The sequence below is a fragment of the Liquorilactobacillus cacaonum DSM 21116 genome, assembly GCF_001436735.1.
GTDB classification, from domain to species: domain Bacteria; phylum Bacillota; class Bacilli; order Lactobacillales; family Lactobacillaceae; genus Liquorilactobacillus; species Liquorilactobacillus cacaonum.
Genome location: NZ_AYZE01000008.1, coordinates 266,562 through 287,671 on the forward strand (window position 1 = coordinate 266,562; position 21,110 = coordinate 287,671).

Here is a 21,110-nt window from a genome sequence, read left to right on the forward strand (position 1 = left end):
TCTCCTTTACCATGCAATTGTTTCTACCGGATAATTCAAGTATTCAAGCCATTTTTCTTTCTTCAAATCAAATATTGTGAGTGAAATTCCAGCCATATCAATTGAGGTCATATAATTACCAACTTTCATAAATTTTGGTTCAATATCTTTAACTTTAAGTTGATTCAACAAGTCATGACTAAAAATATATTGCTCCATCAATGGTGTTGCTCCCATTCCGTTAACCAACACTGCATATTTATGCGTAACGTCCAACTTCAATTTTTTATCAATCTTCGACAACAATTCCTTAACAAGTTCTTTTGAAGTCTTAATTTTCTCTCTACGATAACCAGGTTCACTATGAATCCCAACCCCATACTCAATTTCATCGTCTGGAAGCTCAAATCCTGGTTTGCCAACTTCCGGAACCGTTGCTGCCGATAGAGCAACTGCAATCGTACTAATATTTGGAAGTGCTTCCTTAGCTAATTGCTCAATCTCATCCAATGATGCCCCTTGATCTGCTGCAGCTCCAACAAGTTTATGAATTAACACAGTACCTGCGACTCCTCTTTTACCTTGCGTATATAAACTATTTTCGACTGCTATATCATCATCAACAACTATCGACTTAACCCTAATATCATCTAATTCCGCCATATCCTTTGCCATATCAAAGTTCATAACATCGCCAGAATAGTTTTTTATAACAAGAAACACTCCTTTTCCCGCATCAACTGCTTTAATTGCCTCATAAATTTGATCTGGTGTGGGTGATGTGAATACTTGTCCGGCTACAGCTGCACTCAACATTCCCTTCCCTACAAAGCCTGGATGAGAAGGCTCGTGTCCACTTCCCCCACCACTAATAATTCCAACCTTACCAATCATTGATTCTTTATCGCTTCTCATAACAGCTTGTGTCTCAGGAATTCTTGCTACAATCTGCGGATAAGACCTTACTAATCCATCAATCATTTCTGGAACAACATCCCCTGGATTATTAATTATTTTCTTCAATTATTCCAACTCCCTTTCAACCACATTCATAAATGTATTCGCTTTCAAAAACATATGTTTTAACCATTCTCCACAATTTAATTATTACCATAAAAGCAGTAATAGTTGTAGTGAAAAGGCTTACTTTTTAAAAATAAAAGGCGGCTTTCCCAACTACAATATTTAAAAACTTACTTTTTGTTAACATATGTTGTATATTGTAACTAGCATAATCTAAGTGAGGTAATAATAATGAGAGTTGAAATATGGACAGATATAGCGTGCCCTTTTTGTTACATTGGTAAACATAATTTTGAAAAAGCATTAACAAAATTTGATAAGGAAGTTGAAATCATCCATCACAGTTTCGAACTAGATCCATCAATCACATCTAACCCAACAGTCTTAGCCCTTGAAGATCTTGCAGCAAAATATAAGATTTCACTAGAAAAAGCTCATGAAATGAATGAACATGTCACTCAAATGGCCAAAACTGCTGGATTAGACTATCGTATGGACAATATTAGAGCTGTTAACACTTTTGACGCTCATCGTCTAGCGCATTTTGCCAAAGAAAAAGGAAAAATGGGGGAGTTACTCGAAAAATTTTTTGATGCTCACTTCACCAAAGAAACTTACCTAGGAGATTCTCGTGAATTGATCAAAATCGCGGTTTCCGTTGGACTTGACAAAGATGAAGCAGCTACCATCTTGAATAATGATAATTTTTCAAAAGATGTACGTGCTGACGAAAAGAAGGCCCAACAAATTGGAATTCAAGGTGTTCCCTTCTTTCTTTTTAACCAAAAATATGCTATTAGTGGTGCTCAACAACCAGAAGCTTTTTTAAAAACACTTCAAAAAGTTAGCGCTGAAGAGAACATTATTATTGAAGCTAATGGAGATTCATGTTCAACAGATGGTTGCATTTAATTTTTATTTATTAATAAATTTATTGAGAGACTAGATCAGAAATTATATTTTGATTTAGTCTCTCTTTGCATTCACATAAACATATTCAAGCCAAACTATATTATTTTATATTTATAACATTTACGTTCTCATATTTCTTACATATACCAAAAAATTACATTTTTCACATAATGCTTTTACATCAAAAAACTACACTGAAATTGTTCCAAATTAAAAATACTAAGGAGTACACTATGTCAATTGAATTATCTAATATTTCAAAAACTTATAACGGTTCTGATTTTGTACTTTCCGATATTTCAGTCAAGATAGAAACAGGAGAATTTTTTGCGATTGTTGGTCCCTCAGGATGTGGAAAAAGTACCCTTTTACGTATGATAGCTGGACTCATTCCAATTACAAGTGGAGAACTAAAAATCAATGATAAAGACGTTACAAATCTACCACCCCAGGAACGATCCCTAACTATGGTCTTTCAAAATTATGCACTATTCCCCTTTTTAAGTGTTAAAGATAATGTCGCATTTGGTTTGAAGGCTCGAAAAATGGAAAAATCTGAAATTGATAGTCGCGTAATTAATGCATTGGAATTAGTTAATCTTTCTGAATACAAAGAACGTAAACCAGGTGAACTTTCTGGTGGACAAAGACAAAGGGTCGCTTTGGCCCGAGCAATTGCGAGTGATGCTAAAATTTGTCTCATGGATGAGCCGCTTTCTAATTTAGATGCCCAATTACGCAACAAAATGCGTTCCGAAATTCGAGAGTTACAACAAAAATTGGGACTTACTCTTATTTATGTCACACATGATCAAGTTGAGGCAATGACCATGGCTGACAGAATCATGGTACTTAATGAGGCAAAAACTCAACAAATCGATTCAGCTTCTGATATTTATGATACCCCTTCAAATACTTTTGTTGCCGGATTCTTTGGAACACCACAAATGAATCTAATTCCCGTAACTTTACACGCCAACAGTCAATCATTAAACAATGAAAGTGGCTTGAATTTTCCTAATAATCATCAATTAAGCAAAGGAAAATATCTCGTTGGAGTACGTCCAAATGCATTATCTATTGATGACAGTGCAACCGTAAATAATGGACTCATAACCACAATTGAATACTTAGGAACCCATTCAATCGTTCACGTAATATTAGACAACTCCTTAGAAGTTTTAGTTGAGACTAAGAGTGCCGAACATTTGACAACAAATCAGCAAATAACAGTAAATGTAACTGGGAAATACTATATATTTAGTGAAGATGGACAAAGTTTATTACTCACAAACGGAGGCTACATTAATGATGGAAAATCAAGCAAAGAGCCAAAACTTCAAGCTCTCTTCTGAAAAAGAAAAAAGTAACATTTCCCTTGGATACAATCCATACGCTAAAGATAAACTATATGCTTTGTTATTCTTAGGCCCCTCACTTTTAATTCTTGCCATTTTTGTTTTTTATCCGATGTTGCGTACAATTTATCTAAGTCTCTTTTTAACAAATAACCTTGGCAATCCAACTGTCTTTGTTGGTATCAAGAACTATCTTACACTTTTAACCTCAAGCTCATATATTAATAGTTTGATTGCAACCTTAATCTATGTCATTGCAGTTTCAATATTAACAATAATAATCGGGCTTATTTTAGCTCAAGCAGCCACTAAAAAAGTTGCAGGCATCAGCTTTTTTAGAACAATTTTTTCTGCCACAATGGGTGTTTCAGTCTCCGTAGCAGCAATTTTTTGGTTATTTATTTTTAACCCTTCAGTTGGTTTGTTAAGTCAATTATTTACTGCGTTAAACCTGACACCTATTAATTGGTTAACTGAACCCGGATGGGCAATGACTGCAATCGTAATTTCAACTGTTTGGATGAATCTTGGCTTTACTTTTCTAATCTTTTTTGGAGCATTACAATCTGTCCCATACACACTTTATGAAGCCGCACAAATTGAGGGAGCTTCTAAAAGTTATCAATTTTTCCATATTACACTACCTATGATTTCGCCAACAATTTTCTTTGTCTCAATTATCACACTAATCGAATCATTTAAAAGTTTTGGTTTAATTGATTTAATGACTGCCGGTGGACCTAATAATGCAACTAATTTACTTGTATACCGTATTTATCAAGATGCTTTTTTAAATGGTAATTATGGTCTATCAAGTACTGAGTCAGTTATTTTAGCTGTTATTATTGCAATTTTCACATTCATTCAATTCAAAGTTCTTGAAAAGCGAGTGACTTACTAATGACACAATACAATAAAAAAGCAAAAATCCAACAATTTATGCATTATTTACTATTAATTATTTTAACTCTATTTATCTTAATACCCTTTATTTTGGGATTTTGGACTAGCTTACTACCAACAGCCGATATCTCTAAAGGTGCATTGTGGAGTAGTCATATTTCACTAGATAATTATGTAACTGCAGTAACACAAACACCTATCATCCGTTATCTTTTTAATAGCCTTATAATTTCAATAATAACAATGTTGGCTCAAATTATTTTCTGTTCATTGAGTGCATATTCCTTTGTTTTTTTAAAGTTCAAAGGCCGTGATTTATTATTTTATGTATTCCTTGCAACAATGATGCTTCCATTTGAAGCTGAAGTAATTCCCAACTTTACAACTGTCCGTACTTTAGGCTTACTTAATCATTATGCTGTCATGATTGTTCCTTTTTTAACTTCAGCATTTGGAACATTCATGTTACGCCAATCTTTTCTTCAGATACCTGGAGAGCTTAAAGAAGCAGGCGACATTGAAGGCCTATCACACTGGCAATATTATTACAAAGTAGTAATGCCCTATTCAAAAATAAGTATTTATACACTAGCAGCCTACAGTTTCCTTTCAAGTTGGAATCAGTACCTTTGGCCAATGTTAACTACATTCAGTGATAACTTTCGTCCTGTCCAAGATGGCCTGAGACAACTTCAATCACAAGAATCATTTAATAATTGGGGAATGATTCAAGCAAGCGCTGCAATTATTATTATCCCTACTTTGATTGCTTTATTTTTCGGCCAACATTACTTCAAGTCTGGGCTTAATGAAGGTGCAATTAAATGAAAAACAAAAAATATATATATTCAATTATAGTAGTTCTTATTCTTGCTATCCTTGGGTTCACTGCTATTCAAAAAAATAGCGTACAAGCAAATTCACGCATAAAAATTGTTTTCTGGCATGAAATGACAGGACTTGGTCAAACACAGCTAAATGAGTTTGTTAAAGAATTCAACAGTTCGCAAAACAAGTATGTAGTTGTACCGCAATTTGAAGGAAACTACAACGAAGCAGTTCAAAAAATTCTAAATACTCACGGAACCGATGCATCCCCCGCTTTGTTCCAGTCAATGGACGTTTCTACAAGTCAGATTTACAATTCTGGGTATATCACACCTGTTCAGAAGTTTATAGATCAAGATAATTATGATACTAGTAAAATATCTGCAGTAGCTCGGGCATTTTATTCAAAAAATGGGAAACAACTTTCCATGCCATTTAACACATCACAACCCGTTTTGTATTACAATGCTACATTGCTCAAAAAATACGGGATAACACCACCACCAGTAAATCCTAGTTATAGTGATATTACGCGTGTTGCTACCGAGTTATATCAAAAGTCAGGAAAAAAAGTAAAAGGTATCAGTGTTGAAATTTATGGTTGGCTTTTTGAACAGTTCTTGGCGAATGGTGGTGAATCGCTAGCAAACAATAACGATGGCCATTCTGGTACTCCAACCTCAGTTAACTTCACCGGCAAGGTTGCTACCAAAACTATGACTTGGATACAATCATTAATCAAAAATGGTACTTTTATGAACTTTGGAGCTGGTTCGAGCGCAGCAGCAAATGAAATGGCAGCTTTTCTCTCAGGAAAAATTGGAATGTTCTTACAATCTTCTGCAGATATTAGCCAACTAACATCTGGAACAAAGGATAAATTAGGCATCACTTACTATCCACATCCTGATAATCAAAAATCTAATGGCGTATCCATTGGTGGTGCTTCTCTTTGGATTTCAAATGACAAATCTAGCAAAGTTCAACAAGGTGCTTGGCAGTTTGTCAAATTCTTAATGACTGCCAAAAGTCAAGCAGCCTGGCAAGTTGCAACTGGCTATTTAGCATTAAATGAAGATTCACAAGATGAATCCATCTTGAAGAATTATTATAAAAAATACCCCGCAGCAAAAATTCCTGGGCAACAGTTAAGAAGAACAAAACCAAACAACACTAACTCTGGGATCTTTATGCAAGGCTTGATTCAAGAAAGAACACTTACACAGACCGCAATGGAACAAATCTACAATGGAAGTAATATCAAAAATTCACTTACTGAAGCACAAAAAGCCATGAATAGTTATGTAACATCAAATAATTTGGCGAATAAAATTAGCCAAAAATAGTTTGCAAATCATTAAAACAAGTATATCGTGCTAAAAGCATCCAGCCTTATTAATTAATAATTTAAAATTACTCTTGATATATTTCATTACAACTAATAATAGTTTTACCATTTACCCTGTTGATAGCTTGCAAAAATTCTAACTATCAACAGGGTTTTTGAATTATAACGCGCAATTTTTGCTCACTATTGAAGGCTAAAATATATCTCACCTAAGCCCTTTCCTAATTTGCTTCCAAGTTATTTTTTATACCCGACGTGAAGTACTACTGCGCCAAAGCTAAACTGTATATAAGTTACATTTCTAATCCCGACATGTTCAAACATTTCCTTCAGTTTTTTGGCAGATACAAATTCCTTCGTTGTCCTTTGTAAATAGTCATAATCTGCATAACTATTTCCTCTGAACTTAGCAATTAGGGGCACGAACTTAAAGAAAACGTTCCAAACACATCTAATAATTGCATTTTGCGGTTGTGACGTTTCTAGACACGCAATAAATCCACCAGACTTTACTACTCTTAACATCTCACATAATACTTGGTTTGCATCTGGTACATTCCTAAGCCCAAAGCCAATTGTTGCCCCATCAAAGGAATCATCTTCAAAAGGTAGAGACATTGCATTACCTTGAACAAAATCTATTTTTTTATTGATTTTTAACTGTTTTTTCTTTTTTTCTGCGCGTCTTAGCATTTCTTTACTAAAATCAATTCCAGTTACATGTCCCTTATCGCCTAATTCATTCTCTAAATCAAAAGTCCATACCCCGGTTCCACAACAAACATCCAGTAACTGGGCATTATCTTTAAAAAATAATTTATTCATTGTTTTTTTTCGCCATTTCTTTTGCGATCCCATACTTATCCAGTTATTCATCGAATCATATTCAGGAGCAACACGATCAAATAAAGAATTCACTTTTTCTTCAGGTGTTTTATTTGTGAGTACCAAGCACTAAACCCCTCTTTTTTCAATAGATTTTGAAACTAATGTTATCACATTTTTAAAAATCAACAAAGAACTGGTCTCTATAATTTTAAAATGTTGACAAATAAAAAATATATATTATCATTCTTGTAACAAATAAAGTAACAAAAAGGAGACGGATATTATGGATTATTCATTATCAACTAAATTAGCCGCTGAATTTTTTGGAACTGCAATCATGGTTGCCTTAGGTAATGGATCAGTTGCAACAGTTGATCTTGAGAAAACTAAAGGTAGTCGTAGCGGTTGGATTATAATTTCTGTTGGCTACGGTTTTGCAGTTATGATTCCAGCCTTAATGTTTGGCAGTATTTCAGGTAGCCAAATCAATCCTGCCTTCACAATTGGCTTAGCTACAGCAGGTCTTTTCCCTTGGGTAGAGGTTCTCCCATATATTGGAGCGCAATTTTTAGGTGCTATAGTTGGGCAGTTAATTGTTGTCGCAGCCTTCAAACCCCACTATGACTTAACAAACAATGCCGATCATATTCTTGGGACTTTTTCAACATCAGATGCTACCCAAAACTACTGGAATGGCTTTATCAATGAATTTTTAGGAACCTTCGTCTTAGTTTTTGGAGCACTTGGAATAACCAATTCTCCTGATTTTTCTAGTGGAAATCAACTTTCCGGTTTTATTGGTGTTGGTCTGCTTGTAATGGTTATTGTTGCTTCTTTTGGTGGGCCAACTGGTCCTGCACTAAATCCAGCTAGAGATTTGGGACCTCGCATATTACATCAAATTCTTCCTTTAAAATATAAAGGAAGCTCAAATTGGAAATATTCATGGATTCCCGTTACAGCACCTATTTTCGCCGGAATAATAGCTTCGTTACTTTATACAAAAATTTTTCTATCAAAATAATTTAAAAACACTTGACATTGAAAAAAAAAAGACCTATTATGACCATGTAATAAAAAAAGTAACAATCAGGAGGAAATTATTATGACAATATTTAATGGATATGAGCAAAGTGACCGTGAACAAAAACTGGATATTTTAAATTTACCTTCACTCGAAGAAGAAGCAAAAAAAATTATTCCAACAGGCGGTTTCGGATACATTAGTGGTGGTTCTGAGGATGAATGGACACTACATGAAAACACAAGTGCGTTTAATCATATACAAATTATACCTCGGGCACTTACCGACGTCGATCAACCTTCAACTGATACTGAAGTTTTCGGACTAAAGTTTAAAACACCTATTATGATGGCACCTGCTGCTGCTCAAGGATTAGCTCATTCACGTGGTGAGGAAGCAACTGCTGAAGGATTAGCTGAAGTTGGGGCACTAATGGCCCAAAGCACTTATTCTTCAACTTCAATTGCTGATACTGCTGCCGCAGGCAAAGGAGCGCCACAATTTTTCCAACTGTACATGAGTAAAGATTGGGAATTTAACTATAGCTTACTTGACGAAGCTGTTAAAGCTGGTGCTAAAGGAATTATTCTTACTGTAGATGCCACTGTTGATGGTTATAGGGAATCCGATATTATTAATAACTTCCAATTTCCTATTCCAATGGCTAACTTAGCTAAGTTTTCAGAAGGCGATGGTAAAGGTAAAGGAATTATGGAAATTTACGCTGCTGCTGCTCAAAAAATTAGCCCTGCTGATGTTCGTCGTATAGCAGAATATACTAAGTTACCTGTTATCGTTAAGGGGATTGAAAGTGCCGAAGATGCATTACTCGCAATTGGTGCCGGTGCTAAAGGAATTTATGTTTCAAACCATGGTGGCCGTCAATTAAATGGTGGTCCAGCTTCAATTGATGTTTTACATGAAGTAGCTGTGGCTGTTAATCATCAAGTGCCTGTTATCTTTGATAGTGGCGTTCGTCGTGGATCACATGTCTTCAAAGCTCTTGCTAGTGGTGCTGATTTAGTAGCTCTTGCACGTCCTATAATTTATGGACTTGCTCTTGGTGGTGCTCAAGGTGTTGCTTCTGTAATTAACCATCTTAATGATGAATTGAAAATTGATATGCAATTGGCTGGTACAAAAACAATTGAAGATGTTAAAAAGGCTAAAGTTATCAGAAAATAATTTTAGAATTTCAGAGCTTCTCTTAGATTGGGATTCCCGTTTATTGACATATGATAAATAAACAAGTACTCTTAGTGCATATCAAGATGCACGGGGGGATTTCTATGACATTGATGAATAATTCAAAAATGCGTATGTATCGCAAAAAATGAACATGCCTGTTTTGATTTATTTCATGATTATAGAAAACTCTGCGTTTTAATTAACTTATATTTAATAGCAGTCTCTAGTCATGAATAATGGCTAGAGACTTTTTTTTAACACTTTATAAACTTTGGGGGCTTACATATGAAAAGAAATAAATTTTGGCTACTTGGAACATTAATATTAACTGTAACTTTTATCTTATCGGCTTGTGGCAATCAAAATTCTTCAAATTCTTCAAATAAACAAGTCTTGACAGTCGCAACAAGTGCTGAGATGGCAACTCTGAGCACAACAAAATATAGTGACACAACAAGTCTTGAGGCATTACAAAATACTTTTGAAGGTTTATATCGGTTTAATTCCCAAAATAAGCCTGTTCTTGCTGGAGCATCAAAAGTCTCAATTAGTTCTAACAAAAAAGTCTATACCTTTACACTTCGAAAAAACGCAAGATGGTCTAATGGTGACCCTGTGACTGCTAAAGATTATGTTTTTGCTTGGCGAAAAATGGTTGACCCAACGGCAGCCTCACCAAATTCTCAACGCTTTGAATCCATAAAAAATGGTGTTGCCATTGCTTCTGGGAAAATGGCTTCTACTAAGTTAGGAATTAAAGCACTTGGAACTTATAAATTACAAATTACTCTTGAATCACCAATTAGCTACTTCTCAGAGTTAATGACAGGTGCTCCTTTCTATCCTCAAGATGAAAAAATCGTGAAAAAATACGGCAATCAATATGGAACAACTGCTAAAAAAACAGTTTTTAATGGGCCGTTTGTTGTAACAAATTGGAATGGCACTAACCTTAAATGGAATTATGTAAAAAACAAAAAATATTGGGACAAAAAAGCGATTAAGCTACAAAAAGTTAATGTGCAGGTTATAAAAGATGCCTCGACTGCAGCCAATCTTTACAAAACAAATAAATTAGATTATGCAATGTTAACGACCGATTACATCAAACAGTATCAAAAGACATCCGGTTTTCACTCAAAAACAATTCCTTTGATTGGTTATATGTCTTTTAACACCCATCGTAAAACTACTGCAAATATTCATTTCAGAAAAGCGATAGCTATGGCGTTTAACAAAGAATCTTTAGTCAAAAATGTTTTGCATACTGGTTCAACTCTTAACGGAATTGTTCCAAAGAATTTTGCATATAATACAACGACAGGTGACGACTATCGTAAAGATGCAGGTAATATGTTAACTTACAATTTAAAAGAAGCCAAAAAACAATGGGCTGAAGCTCGAAAAGAATTAGGTAAAAGAAAAATATCGATTGAATTACTGACTTCTGATACAACTGATTCAAAACAAATTGGGGAATATCTCCAAAGTCAACTTGAAACAAACTTACCTGGTTTATCAGTTAGCCTTCGTTCGATTCCTTTAAAGTCTCGTCTAGCTGCAACCACTGACTATGATTTTGATATTGTCTATGGCACATGGCAACCAGATTATGCTGATCCAGTTAATTTCATTAGTGATGGCGGTCAATATCATTTAGATGATGATTACAATAACCGAAATTTCCGTAATCTTTTGAATGAAGCTGCAACAAAATACGCTACAAATCCTACAAAACGTTGGTCTACACTGATTAAAGCTGAAAAACAGCTAATCAAAACTGATGCATTTACAGCTCCTGTCTACCAAGGAGGAACAGCTTATCTGCTTAAAAATAAAGTCAAGGGACTTCAACTCTCACCATATGGAACAGTTCTTTTTTATAGAAATGTTTCAATTAAGTAAGCTCTAAAAAGCTAACTGAATCATGGCGCTACTACGCTGTAATACATGACCGCTAAAAGTTCTTTGTCATTTACTTGTTGATAGTTAAATTTTTCCATTCAGAATCGGAGGTTAATTACTTTCGATTCTTTTTTTAATTCCACTTCCAGCACCTATTTTCTTGTAATTCACCAACACTATCAAATTGATGAATTTTAACGCACAAATAACTATTAGCAACATTTAAGCAATTTTAACTTGTAAAAAATTAATCAGCAAGATACTTAACTGCTGTCCCATAAGCAGCAACCGACTGCATATCCTGTCCAATAGAACCCGAATCAAATCGCATCATCACAACAGCATCTGCACCAATCTTTGCTGCATTTGCACGCAATCTTTCAACTGAAACTTGTCGTGATTCCTCAAGCATTTTCGTATAATCCTTAATCTCACCGCCAACAATATTTTTTAAGCCAGCACCAATATTGCGAAAGACATTTTTTGACTGTGTTGTCACTCCAAATACCTCACCAAGTACTTCATATTTCTTTCCAGGTATATTTTCCGTTGTAACCACTAACATCTGATTCATTTTCATTTCCCCTTTCTTAGCTACCTTACATTGTATCATCTTAAAGTAATCTTTCATTAATTAAACATATTCTGGCAAACAAAAAAGAGCCGTTTTATAAGCCCTTTAATCAAAAATCACTCTTATTTATAAATGCAACCAAACATTCAATTATTTACTATAGTTTGGTGATTCTTTTGTAATTTGAACATCATGCGGATGCGACTCCCGCAATCCTGCATTGGAAATTTGAATAAATTGAGCATCATCTTGTAATTCCTGTAAGTGAGCTGCACCAACGTATCCCATTCCTGCACGTAAACCGCCAACAATTTGATATACAATATCAGAAAGTGCCCCTTTGTAAGCCACACGGCCTTCGATTCCTTCTGGTACTAACTTATTCGCCTCATTTACGCTGCCTTGGAAGTAACGATCCGAAGATCCATGTTTACTATCCATAGCGCCAAGACTTCCCATCCCACGATAAGTTTTAAAGCGACGGCCTTGGTATATTTCTGTCTCACCTGGTGCTTCGTCAGTTCCAGCCAACATACTACCCAACATGACTGCACTCCCACCAGCGGCTAAAGCCTTAACGACATCACCAGAATACTTAATTCCACCATCGGCAATAATTGTCTTACCATATTCACGCGCTACACTTGCTGCATCGTAAATTGCCGTCAATTGTGGCACGCCGACTCCGGCAACAATACGAGTCGTACAAATTGATCCAGGCCCAATTCCGACTTTAACAACATCAACACCAACATCATAAAGCGCCCTTGTTGCTTCCGCTGTCGCAACATTTCCAGCGATTAATGTAGCTTTCGGGAAATGTTCACGAATTTCACTAATTTTACGAATTACCCCTGCTGAATGTCCATGAGCTGTATCAATCACAATCGCATCAACCCCTGCTTCAAGCAAAGCAGCAGCACGATCAAATGTATCACTTGTCACACCAACTGCAGCCGCAACAAGTAAACGTCCATGTTCATCCTTAGCAGCATTAGGAAACTCAACAACCTTTTCAATATCCTTAATAGTGATTAAACCTGTCAGATTTCCATCTTGATCGACCATTGGCAACTTTTCAATCTTATGCTCTTGCAAAATTGCTTCAGCCTTCTTCAAAGAAGTCCCCTCTGGAGCAGTGACAAGATTTTCTTTTGTCATAACACTATCAATTATAACAGTACGATCTGTAACAAAACGCAAGTCACGATTTGTAATAATACCAACGAATTTACGATTTTGCAATGTCTCTACTATTGGTACGCCGCTAATACGATAACGTCTCATTAATTCCTCAGCTTCAGCAACGGTATTCGAAGGTGTTAGGAAAAATGGATCAATAATAACACCACTCTCAGAACGCTTAACTTTGCGAACTTCCTCAGCTTGTTGTTCAATGGTCATATTCTTATGAATAACTCCCAAACCACCTTGGCGTGCCATTGCAATTGCTGTTGCCGATTCAGTAACTGTATCCATTCCTGCACTAATAATCGGGATATTCAGTTTAATTTTTTCTGTAAGCTTAACCTTCAAATCAACATCATTTGGTAAAACATGACTTTCAGCCGGAATTAATAGAACATCATCAAACGTGAACCCTTTTTTCGCGAACTTGGTATCCCAATTAGACATTACAAAAACGCTCCTTTAAATTTATTTTTATTTTCTAAAATACAAAATATTCTTACTAAAATCAAGTATTCTCATTCATTTATTAGAAAACCATTGAAAAATAATTGAAAAATTATCATTGTTTTAAAAATTTCAAACGTCGAAAAATAACTCATACTGATTTATCCTAAATAAAAAAGGTGTCCAGCCAATTTTTGAACTCAACACCCTACCACGATATTATGCTATTCTTTATCTAACTTTGAATGCCTTGATGTTTCCAACATTCTGATATATACAATTAGACTTACAAACACCGCTGCTGAAACATAATAGAAGAACCAACTCTCATGTCCAATTGTTTTCAACCACAATGCAACATATTCAACTGTACCACCAAAAATAGCAACAGTTAGCCCATAAGGTAATCCAACACCCAAAGCTCTGATTTCTGTTGGAAAAAGTTCTGCTTTAACAACCGCATTAATTGAGGTATATCCACTGACAATCAGTAAACCTGCTAACATCAATATGAAAGCACTAAATGGACTATCAAATGTTTGTAAACCCTTAAAAATAGGGACTGTCAACAGTGTTCCCATAATACCAAACCAATATAATAATGGCTTACGCCCAATTTTATCTGATAAATGTCCAAATACCGGTTGCATTACCATAAAAATGAAAAGTGCACAAAAATTAATTTCAGTTGTTAACCGTGTTGGTAATCCTAATGTATTAATCATAAACTTTTGCATATAGGTTGTATAAGTATAGAATGCAATTGTTCCCCCAAACGTTAACCCGATAACCGTCAATACTTGTCCAGGATACTTAGCTAATTGCTTTAAAGTTCCCTTCTTCTTACCATTTTTAGCAGATTCTTTAAATTGATTAGTTTCATCCATAGAAAGTCTGAGATACAAAACAATAATCGCACCTAAAGCACCTACTACAAATGGAATTCTCCACGCCCAAGCTCGTAATTGCGCATCATTAAAGAAAAACTGTAACAAGATTTGGACAATCAATGCCAATAATTGCCCACTTATTAAAGTAACATACTGAAAAGATGCATAGTAACCACGTCGATTTGAACTAGCCATTTCGGATAAATAGGTTGCTGAAATTCCATATTCACCACCTAGAGAAATTCCTTGCACTAATCGTACTAAAATTAAAATAATAGGTGAAAGAATCCCAATTGTCTCATATGATGGAACAATTGCAATGAGAAGTGAACCACAAGCCATAATCACGACGGATAGTGTCAAAGCAGATCTTCGACCATGTTGATCCGCAAATTTTCCCATTATAAAACTACCAAATGGTCTCATCAAAAAGCCTACTGCAAAAACAGCTGCAGCACTCAATAATTCCACCGTCTGATTATTACTTGGGAAAAATGAATCAGCAAAATAAATAGCAAAAGACGCATAGATATACCAATCAAACCATTCAATCATGTTACCAAGAGAACCCTTAATTATGTTACTTGCAATTTTTCTTTCTTTTTTCTTATCCAAACTTATCCCTCCTATGTAAGTTATGAATTACTTATAATGTGACTAATTATCGCACGTAACATCATGTTTTGCACCCCATAATACTATCACCACTATTAACCTTGTCATGTCAATAAAAGCTTATCTTATAACGTTTTACCAAAAAAAAGTGATTATCCCATCACTCAAGCTTTGGTTTTTAAATTAAATTAGTATTTTTAATGTTCTTTTTATTAATAATCAGCTGAAAAAAGTTACTTTATTAAACTAGAATTATAAAATTTTGAGTATTCAATTATAGAAATTGGGAATTTGAAACAAATAAAGTGTGATCTGCATCAATAAATCTTGGATACAACTACCCAATTTTACTAATCCACATCACACTTTTAATATAATTTATAAACAATAATGTTCCTAAATATTATTTTCTTGATCTAGCATCTTCTTGATAACTGGAACCTGACCCAAAGTCGTAACTTCATCTTTTGATAGGACCACTAAATTAGTTTTCGATTGAGCTAACTCAGTAAATGCATGAATACTTTGATCTTTAAAGTAATTTTCATTGACAACTTTTAGACTTTCTTGAATTTTATTAATACGATAATTCTCGGCATCTGCCTGTGTCCTTGTTGCTTGCGCTTGTGCCTGTGCAGTCTCAACAAGTGCACGATTGCGTGCATCAGTTGTCAGTTTAATGTTTTGCGCCTCGCCTTGTGCTCGTGCAATTGTAGCAATTCGTTCACGATCGGCAGTCAACTGTTTATCCATCGCTTCTTGAATTGAGGTTGAAGGCGTCAATTCATCTATATTTACCCGATCTACATTGATTCCGTAAACATTTGTCAAATCCCCAATTGCGGCTGCTAAATCAGCATTAATTTTAGAAGTAGATCCTAGCGCGTCAGTTAGTTCAAGACGCCCAATAATATCTCGCAAATGTCCTCTCACTAATTGTGCCATTGATTCTACTGAATCTGTATTTTCATAGACATATTTCTTTGCATCAGTGACATGATAATTAAGCGTCACACTTGCTTGGATATCTGCATTATCTTTAGTTATAACCGAATATTGTGATAATTGAAGTGGTCTCATTGCTAAGTTAACGGTTTGTATTCTTTGAAAGACTGGAACGTAAAAATGTAATCCTGCATCTACATTGCGGCTGTATTTCCCTAATGTTTCGACAAGTCCCTGACAGTTTTGTTGCACAATTTTAATTCCAAACATTTGAATTCCCCCATTTTATAATGTAAATTATTAATTTATCGGTCTTAAAGTCAAAATATTTCCATTGGCCTCAATTACAATATAGTTTTTTTTTGAATCAAAATCCAGATTACTTTCGATTAAGTAGCGGTAAAAAATACCCTTTACTTGAACCAAACCATTGTCCGAATCAATTTGCCGACTACTTACCACCTGTCCAACAAATTGACGATTCTCTAACGAGACAGCAACAGATTGCTTTTTGCCATCCAAAAAATCTTCAATAATTGTTTGCATCAAACTATTTACACTCCTATTTTGTTCCTTTGCTTTTTCTTCAAGTCTATTCTTCAATTCTTTTGGTAATCTCAATAAGAAAGTCGTCATCTTATCCACTGGACTTCACCTCACAATCTTAATTCTTTCAACAACATTATGATATCACATTGATATCAAATTGCAATGACTTTCTATCTTTTTGTAATATCTATAAAATGACCATATTTTATTGGTTCATTTATTTTTAAATTCATTGAAACAACCGCTCTTGGCTTTTTACCCACTTGCTGAATCAATTGTTCTCTTACTGAATCCAAATCAACTTGTGCATCTCCTAAATAATAAAACTTCTTACCTTCCGCATCACTTTTTTTTAGAAATAGCCGGATTTTCACCTTGAAATTCATATTACAATCATGGGCTAATAATTGTTGGACTTCTTTGGAATCAATATGTCGTGGGCTTCTGGTATACCATTTAATTAGTCCTGTATTAAAAAATTCATTTTCATATCGGGCACTACGATTCTTTTCTGGATTATCCTTTTCATACGTAATAAAAATAGGACACTCATCTTCTCCAACACGATACCCATACATTGGAGCACTCACATCTTTGCTCCAATTCAGCAAACGGCAAACATCTTTACGTGAATATTTTTGGTAATAGGTAAACGGTTGTTTTGCATTAAAATTATTAGCCTTATTGAGTCCTGTTGCAACAACATCAATAAATAATTTGTAAAAAATATCTGAGTTTTTAAGACTCTCTTCGATCTTTGAATTAAATCTATACTCCCCATTTTCATGTTTGACAATCGGTCTTTTTCCGTATTTTTCTGCCTTATTGTCCTTACCCGACTTGATATCAAAAAAATTCAAACTTAAAATATTAGTAACCGATTCTATTACCTCAAGATTCAAATAACAATTATTTTCTTGAAGAATTTGCAAAAAATCTTGATCTTTTACTTTTTTCTTCAACAATAATTTCAATAATAACAGTTCATGTCTTCTCATCCCGTTAATCAATTCTTTTGTAACAAAGCTCAATACTTGGCCTTCATATTCGGATAAATCAACCTGCTCTTTCATTTTCTTCAAAAATGTTGCATAGCTATCAAGTTGACTATTATCAGCAAATACTTCTGCATCAATCCCACCAACTCGCTGAAAATCTAGTAATAAAGGAATTCTTCCTAATTTTTGCTTTAATTCTTGATAATCGGCACGTAAAGTTGCAAATGAATCTAGCTTTGCAACTTGAATAGCCTCATATATTTTTTGCCTAGCAACTTCAGTAAAATTAATGGTTGATAAGCCTAATATTGGTTGTAATGCTAAATCAGCACGCGCATTGTCTTTGCTCCGCGAAATATCTCCGGTTAATGCTGTTGGAATTAAATAATTATTCTTATAGTTACCAATAAAATCTATAATAGTTAAAAATTCCTTACCTTTATACTTACGTAATCCCCGTCCTAGTTGCTGGATAAAAACAATACTTGATTGTGTATTTCTAAGCATCACCACTTGATTTATACAGGGAATATCAATTCCTTCATTAAATATATCTACCGTTACTATATATTCTAGTTGTCCTTGTTCCAGTTGTGAAACTACTTGGTTACGCTGCTTAATTGAATCACTGCCATCTAATTTAACTGCTGGATGTCCATTTTTTGTTAAATATTGTGCAACCTCATCAGCTTCTATTACATTGCTACAAAAAACAAGTCCATGAACCTGCGTTCCAGAATACCCATAGTATTCAAGTTGTTTTAAAACATAGTTAACTCTTTGCTTTGTAACTAATAGTCTGAGTGGTGTTTTATCATCAATCATCCGTCCCTCAAACTCATAATCTTGAATTCCAACGTAATGAAATGGCGTCAGCATTTTCTCTTTTAATGCATCATGTAAACGAATTTCATAAGCAATATTATAATCAAACAATTGATAGATACTGTAATCATCGGTTCTTTCAGGTGTTGCAGTCATTCCTAGACAAAAAATTGGTGTAAAATAATTCAAAATTCTACGATAGGATACCGAGCCACTTCGATGAGCTTCGTCAATTAGAAGATAGTCAAATTGATTGGGTGTAAAACTTTCTAGAACCTCTTTTTTAGAAATTGTTTGCAGGGTTGCAAATAAATATTTAGCATGCTCTTCATGGCGATTCCCCGATAAAATTCCATAGTCGCTATCTTTTCCACCCAACACACGTTTAAATCCATCTAACGCTTTTTGTAAAATTTGTTCACGGTGAACCACAAAAAGCATTCGTTTTGGTTGTACCTGTCTAACATCCAAGGCAGCCAAATATGTTTTCCCGGTCCCAGTTGCAGAAATTACCAAGCCTTTTTTCTCACCGATTTTACGTAAGTCAGCCAATTCTTTCAATGCAGCTGATTGCATTCTATTAGGAACAATTTTGTTTACAAATTTATTTTCAATAGTCACCCGTGACTTAGCCATTTGATTAGCTTCAAATAATCTACGGTATTCTTCAATCCATTGTTCAGTGAGCATTGTCGCTTGTTGCCACTCATTGTTAAATTGATTCAAAATTTGTTTTGTCACCGCACCTGTTTTGAGTGCAGAAAAATGCAGGTTCCATTCTACGTTTCTTAACAAGGCTGCACGTGTTAAATTTGAACTTCCAATAATTAACGAATAATAATCATGATGTTCAAAAAAATAGCCTTTTGCATGAAACCCTTCACGAGTAACAACTCTGACAGTGATATTTGGAATTTTGAGTAATTCTGTAAACACTTTTGGTTGATTAAACATCAAATAATTTGAAGTTAGAATCATCCCCGTAATTTTTTTAGTTGCCAAATCTGCCAAAATAACCTTTAACGGTGTTAATGCATCTTCAGTGATGAAAGCAATTGCAAAAGAGAAACTTTGACACGTTTGCAATTCATACCGAATGTGTTCCCACAATGTATCATTAGGTTCATTGCTTACTAGCTGTGGCAATAGTTCACTAGTAGCTCCACTTTGGTGATTATCTAAAAAGCCAAAAGTTGTTGCTAATGAAAGTTCCCTTTTAATATCTTCATTTTCCATCATATTCCACCTTACTCAAATCCCACTCGCTCAATTTTGCTAAAACTCTCTGATTTGCAGGTAGCCAATCTAATTTTTGGAGAGCTTGCTGGTTTACCCAAAAAAACTCATGGTAAATTTGGGGCCGCAAGATTTTTGTCTTCAACTTGGCAAAATAAAAGTACAATAGTACATCTGCAAATTGATAATGATAGGTATAGGGTTCAATGACACTTTGACCGATTATTACCTCTACACCAAGTTCTTCGAAAATTTCTCTTTTTAAAGCTTGCAATATCGACTCATTGGTCTTCACCTTTCCACCCGGGAACTCCCAATGTCCACCTAATATTGTGGATAATCTCTTTCCGACAAAAATTTTTTCGTCTTGATCTAAGATTACCGCACAAGCCACTTTTTTCAGCATTACTATCCCCTTCAAATTACATATAATTAACTTCATAATACTTTACTGTTATCCTGGAGACAACCCATGTGAGTCACATCCGTAAGCTTAAATTAACTAATATTCCCTAATTGGTAACATTTGACTAATATTAAAACGAATATTATATTTAGGTATATATTTTAAAAATACATTAACTATTTTTAGGAGGGGATTCCTTTGCCAATTTTAAAAAATATACTAAGCTGGCTTTGGCCCATTCTAATTGGGATTTTTCTTGCATTTATCATTAAAACCTTTTTACTAAGTTTTGTAACAGTTAATGGAAATTCGATGTATCCCAATCTTAAGTCCGGTGAATATGTACTTCTATTAAAAAGAGCAACAATTAAACATAATTCAGTTATAGTATTTAACGCTTATGGTGTGGACAAACAAGAACCAAACGTTACTACAAAGACAAACTATATTAAACGGGTGATTGGTCTACCCGGTGATATAGTCGAATATAAAGATAGCGGTAAATTATATATAAATAACCAGTTAATTTCTCAATCATACATTACAAAAAAGCAACAAACTAACGGGACTTTGAAACTTTCATCAAATCTCAAAGCTTCTGCCAATGTGACTTTGGGAACTAATAAAAAATTTACAGTCCCACGTGGAAAGTACTTGGTACTAGGTGATAATCGTAAAATTTCAAATGACAGCCGTTATTATGGATTCGTACCCAAAAATAAAATTATGGGTGTAGCTAAAGCATTCATTTGGAATAACAAGCACCAATTAATTAATTCTTTCAAATAGCAGTTAATATTTCCTCGGTTATAACTTTTTCTTGTCCCGTTCTTTTTTCTAAAAATATTAATTTTTATTATTGTCTTTCATCTATCTTAAACATAAAACACATAGGAGTAATCTAATGTTACCTTGGAAAAAAATGATTACACATCCCACGAGGTACACCAAATTTATAAAATTTGAAACAATTGTATCATGGCCATTTAATCTCTTATTGTTTTTCATCAATTTTATGGTTGCTAAATTGGCAATCATCATTATTATTTTATTTGTCCTGAATTGTCTGTTAACGATAATATTTTATTGGTTAGACTTTAAAGACAGACATAATAAGAATTCCGCTATGAAATACTGGAAG

At 34.4% G+C, this 21,110-nt stretch carries 18 protein-coding genes; 9 read left to right on the forward strand and 9 right to left on the reverse strand.

The genetic code is table 11. The annotated features are described in order from the left end of the window. Positions 1-6 precede the first annotated feature (6 nt). Positions 7-1,002, reverse strand: a complete 996-nt coding sequence (dhaK, locus tag FC80_RS02565) for a dihydroxyacetone kinase subunit DhaK (RefSeq protein WP_057828588.1) — start codon at positions 1,000-1,002, stop codon at positions 7-9. Between the two features lie 231 nt (positions 1,003-1,233). Between dhaK and FC80_RS02570 the strand changes: the two genes are divergently transcribed. The 5 genes from FC80_RS02570 to FC80_RS02590 all read left to right on the forward strand — a co-directional run bounded on the left by FC80_RS02570 (position 1,234) and on the right by FC80_RS02590 (position 6,349). Continuing rightward, positions 1,234-1,914, forward strand: coding sequence for a DsbA family oxidoreductase (locus FC80_RS02570; RefSeq protein ID WP_057828589.1), 681 nt, complete (start codon positions 1,234-1,236; stop codon positions 1,912-1,914). Positions 1,915-2,147: 233 nt separating this feature from the next. Then, complete coding sequence (locus tag FC80_RS02575) at positions 2,148-3,269, forward strand: ABC transporter ATP-binding protein (RefSeq protein ID WP_057828590.1); 1,122 nt, start codon at positions 2,148-2,150, stop codon at positions 3,267-3,269. Then, entirely contained in the window at positions 3,226-4,173 is a 948-nt protein-coding gene (locus tag FC80_RS02580) for a carbohydrate ABC transporter permease (protein WP_057828699.1), read from the forward strand. Before FC80_RS02575 ends, FC80_RS02580 begins: the two co-directional genes overlap by 44 nt. Then, positions 4,173-5,003 (forward strand): carbohydrate ABC transporter permease, encoded by an 831-nt coding sequence (locus FC80_RS02585; protein ID WP_057828591.1) that lies wholly within the window; start codon positions 4,173-4,175, stop codon positions 5,001-5,003. The genes FC80_RS02580 and FC80_RS02585 overlap by 1 nt, the downstream gene beginning before the upstream one ends. Beyond that, a complete protein-coding gene (locus FC80_RS02590) occupies positions 5,000-6,349 on the forward strand; it encodes an ABC transporter substrate-binding protein (protein WP_057828592.1) in 1,350 nt (449 codons plus the stop codon). Before FC80_RS02585 ends, FC80_RS02590 begins: the two co-directional genes overlap by 4 nt. A 239-nt stretch (positions 6,350-6,588) precedes the next feature. On the opposite strand, the gene FC80_RS02595 is transcribed toward FC80_RS02590, so the two are convergent. Beyond that, positions 6,589-7,302, reverse strand: a complete 714-nt coding sequence (locus FC80_RS02595; RefSeq protein WP_057828593.1) for a demethylmenaquinone methyltransferase — start codon at positions 7,300-7,302, stop codon at positions 6,589-6,591. A 160-nt stretch (positions 7,303-7,462) separates the two neighbouring features. On the opposite strand from FC80_RS02595, the gene FC80_RS02600 reads away from it, so the two are divergent. The 3 genes from FC80_RS02600 (at position 7,463) to FC80_RS02610 (ending at position 11,296) form a co-directional block, all read left to right on the forward strand. Next, a complete protein-coding gene (locus FC80_RS02600) occupies positions 7,463-8,203 on the forward strand; it encodes an MIP/aquaporin family protein (RefSeq protein WP_057828594.1) in 741 nt (246 codons plus the stop codon). Between the two features lie 81 nt (positions 8,204-8,284). Then, entirely contained in the window at positions 8,285-9,388 is a 1,104-nt protein-coding gene (locus tag FC80_RS02605; RefSeq protein WP_057828595.1) for a lactate oxidase, read from the forward strand. Between the two features lie 288 nt (positions 9,389-9,676). Next, positions 9,677-11,296, forward strand: coding sequence for a peptide ABC transporter substrate-binding protein (locus tag FC80_RS02610; protein ID WP_057828596.1), 1,620 nt, complete (start codon positions 9,677-9,679; stop codon positions 11,294-11,296). 247 nt (positions 11,297-11,543) lie between these two features. Here FC80_RS02610 and FC80_RS02615 read toward each other — a convergent pair whose 3' ends face one another. The 7 genes from FC80_RS02615 to FC80_RS02645 form a co-directional block, all read right to left on the reverse strand. Further along, entirely contained in the window at positions 11,544-11,861 is a 318-nt protein-coding gene (locus FC80_RS02615; RefSeq protein ID WP_157055576.1) for a heavy metal-binding domain-containing protein, read from the reverse strand. A 159-nt stretch (positions 11,862-12,020) separates the two neighbouring features. Then, positions 12,021-13,505: an IMP dehydrogenase gene (gene guaB, locus FC80_RS02620; RefSeq protein WP_057828598.1), complete on the reverse strand. Its 1,485-nt coding sequence runs from the start codon at positions 13,503-13,505 to the stop codon at positions 12,021-12,023. A gap of 224 nt (positions 13,506-13,729) precedes the next feature. Then, positions 13,730-14,950: an MFS transporter gene (locus tag FC80_RS02625; protein WP_420806305.1), complete on the reverse strand. Its 1,221-nt coding sequence runs from the start codon at positions 14,948-14,950 to the stop codon at positions 13,730-13,732. Between the two features lie 456 nt (positions 14,951-15,406). Continuing rightward, the gene (locus FC80_RS02630; protein ID WP_057828600.1) at positions 15,407-16,225 is read right to left on the reverse strand and encodes an SPFH domain-containing protein; all 819 of its coding nucleotides are present in this window, start codon (positions 16,223-16,225) and stop codon (positions 15,407-15,409) included. 30 nt (positions 16,226-16,255) lie between these two features. Further along, positions 16,256-16,591 carry an Arc family DNA-binding protein gene (locus tag FC80_RS02635; RefSeq protein ID WP_057828700.1) on the reverse strand — a complete coding sequence of 112 codons (336 nt, stop codon included), beginning with the start codon at positions 16,589-16,591 and terminating at the stop codon, positions 16,256-16,258. 83 nt (positions 16,592-16,674) lie between these two features. Then, on the reverse strand, positions 16,675-19,563 hold the full coding sequence (locus tag FC80_RS02640; RefSeq protein ID WP_083486903.1) for a DEAD/DEAH box helicase: 2,889 nt from the start codon (positions 19,561-19,563) through the stop codon (positions 16,675-16,677). After that, on the reverse strand, positions 19,553-19,969 hold the full coding sequence (locus FC80_RS02645) for a (deoxy)nucleoside triphosphate pyrophosphohydrolase (protein ID WP_057828602.1): 417 nt from the start codon (positions 19,967-19,969) through the stop codon (positions 19,553-19,555). Before FC80_RS02645 ends, FC80_RS02640 begins: the two co-directional genes overlap by 11 nt. A gap of 198 nt (positions 19,970-20,167) precedes the next feature. Here FC80_RS02645 and lepB point away from each other — a divergent pair, with 198 nt between their 5' ends. Next, positions 20,168-20,758: a signal peptidase I gene (gene lepB, locus FC80_RS02650; protein ID WP_057828603.1), complete on the forward strand. Its 591-nt coding sequence runs from the start codon at positions 20,168-20,170 to the stop codon at positions 20,756-20,758. Positions 20,759-21,110 lie beyond the last annotated feature (352 nt).

What these genes read in the sequence shown, in the direction of transcription:
- FC80_RS02645 (WP_057828602.1), bottom strand. Translation starts at nt 19,969, where the DNA reads ATGCTGAAAAAAGTGGCTTGTGCGGTAATCTTAGATCAAGACGAAAAA.
- FC80_RS02605 (WP_057828595.1), top strand. Translation starts at nt 8,285, where the DNA reads ATGACAATATTTAATGGATATGAGCAAAGTGACCGTGAACAAAAACTG.
- FC80_RS02590 (WP_057828592.1), top strand. Translation starts at nt 5,000, where the DNA reads ATGAAAAACAAAAAATATATATATTCAATTATAGTAGTTCTTATTCTT.
- FC80_RS02640 (WP_083486903.1), bottom strand. Translation starts at nt 19,563, where the DNA reads ATGGAAAATGAAGATATTAAAAGGGAACTTTCATTAGCAACAACTTTT.
- FC80_RS02575 (WP_057828590.1), top strand. Translation starts at nt 2,148, where the DNA reads ATGTCAATTGAATTATCTAATATTTCAAAAACTTATAACGGTTCTGAT.
- FC80_RS02635 (WP_057828700.1), bottom strand. Translation starts at nt 16,591, where the DNA reads ATGACGACTTTCTTATTGAGATTACCAAAAGAATTGAAGAATAGACTT.
- guaB (WP_057828598.1), bottom strand. Translation starts at nt 13,505, where the DNA reads ATGTCTAATTGGGATACCAAGTTCGCGAAAAAAGGGTTCACGTTTGAT.
- FC80_RS02615 (WP_157055576.1), bottom strand. Translation starts at nt 11,861, where the DNA reads ATGTTAGTGGTTACAACGGAAAATATACCTGGAAAGAAATATGAAGTA.
- FC80_RS02570 (WP_057828589.1), top strand. Translation starts at nt 1,234, where the DNA reads ATGAGAGTTGAAATATGGACAGATATAGCGTGCCCTTTTTGTTACATT.
- FC80_RS02600 (WP_057828594.1), top strand. Translation starts at nt 7,463, where the DNA reads ATGGATTATTCATTATCAACTAAATTAGCCGCTGAATTTTTTGGAACT.
- FC80_RS02580 (WP_057828699.1), top strand. Translation starts at nt 3,226, where the DNA reads ATGGAAAATCAAGCAAAGAGCCAAAACTTCAAGCTCTCTTCTGAAAAA.
- FC80_RS02630 (WP_057828600.1), bottom strand. Translation starts at nt 16,225, where the DNA reads ATGTTTGGAATTAAAATTGTGCAACAAAACTGTCAGGGACTTGTCGAA.
- FC80_RS02625 (WP_420806305.1), bottom strand. Translation starts at nt 14,950, where the DNA reads ATGATTGAATGGTTTGATTGGTATATCTATGCGTCTTTTGCTATTTAT.
- FC80_RS02585 (WP_057828591.1), top strand. Translation starts at nt 4,173, where the DNA reads ATGACACAATACAATAAAAAAGCAAAAATCCAACAATTTATGCATTAT.
- FC80_RS02610 (WP_057828596.1), top strand. Translation starts at nt 9,677, where the DNA reads ATGAAAAGAAATAAATTTTGGCTACTTGGAACATTAATATTAACTGTA.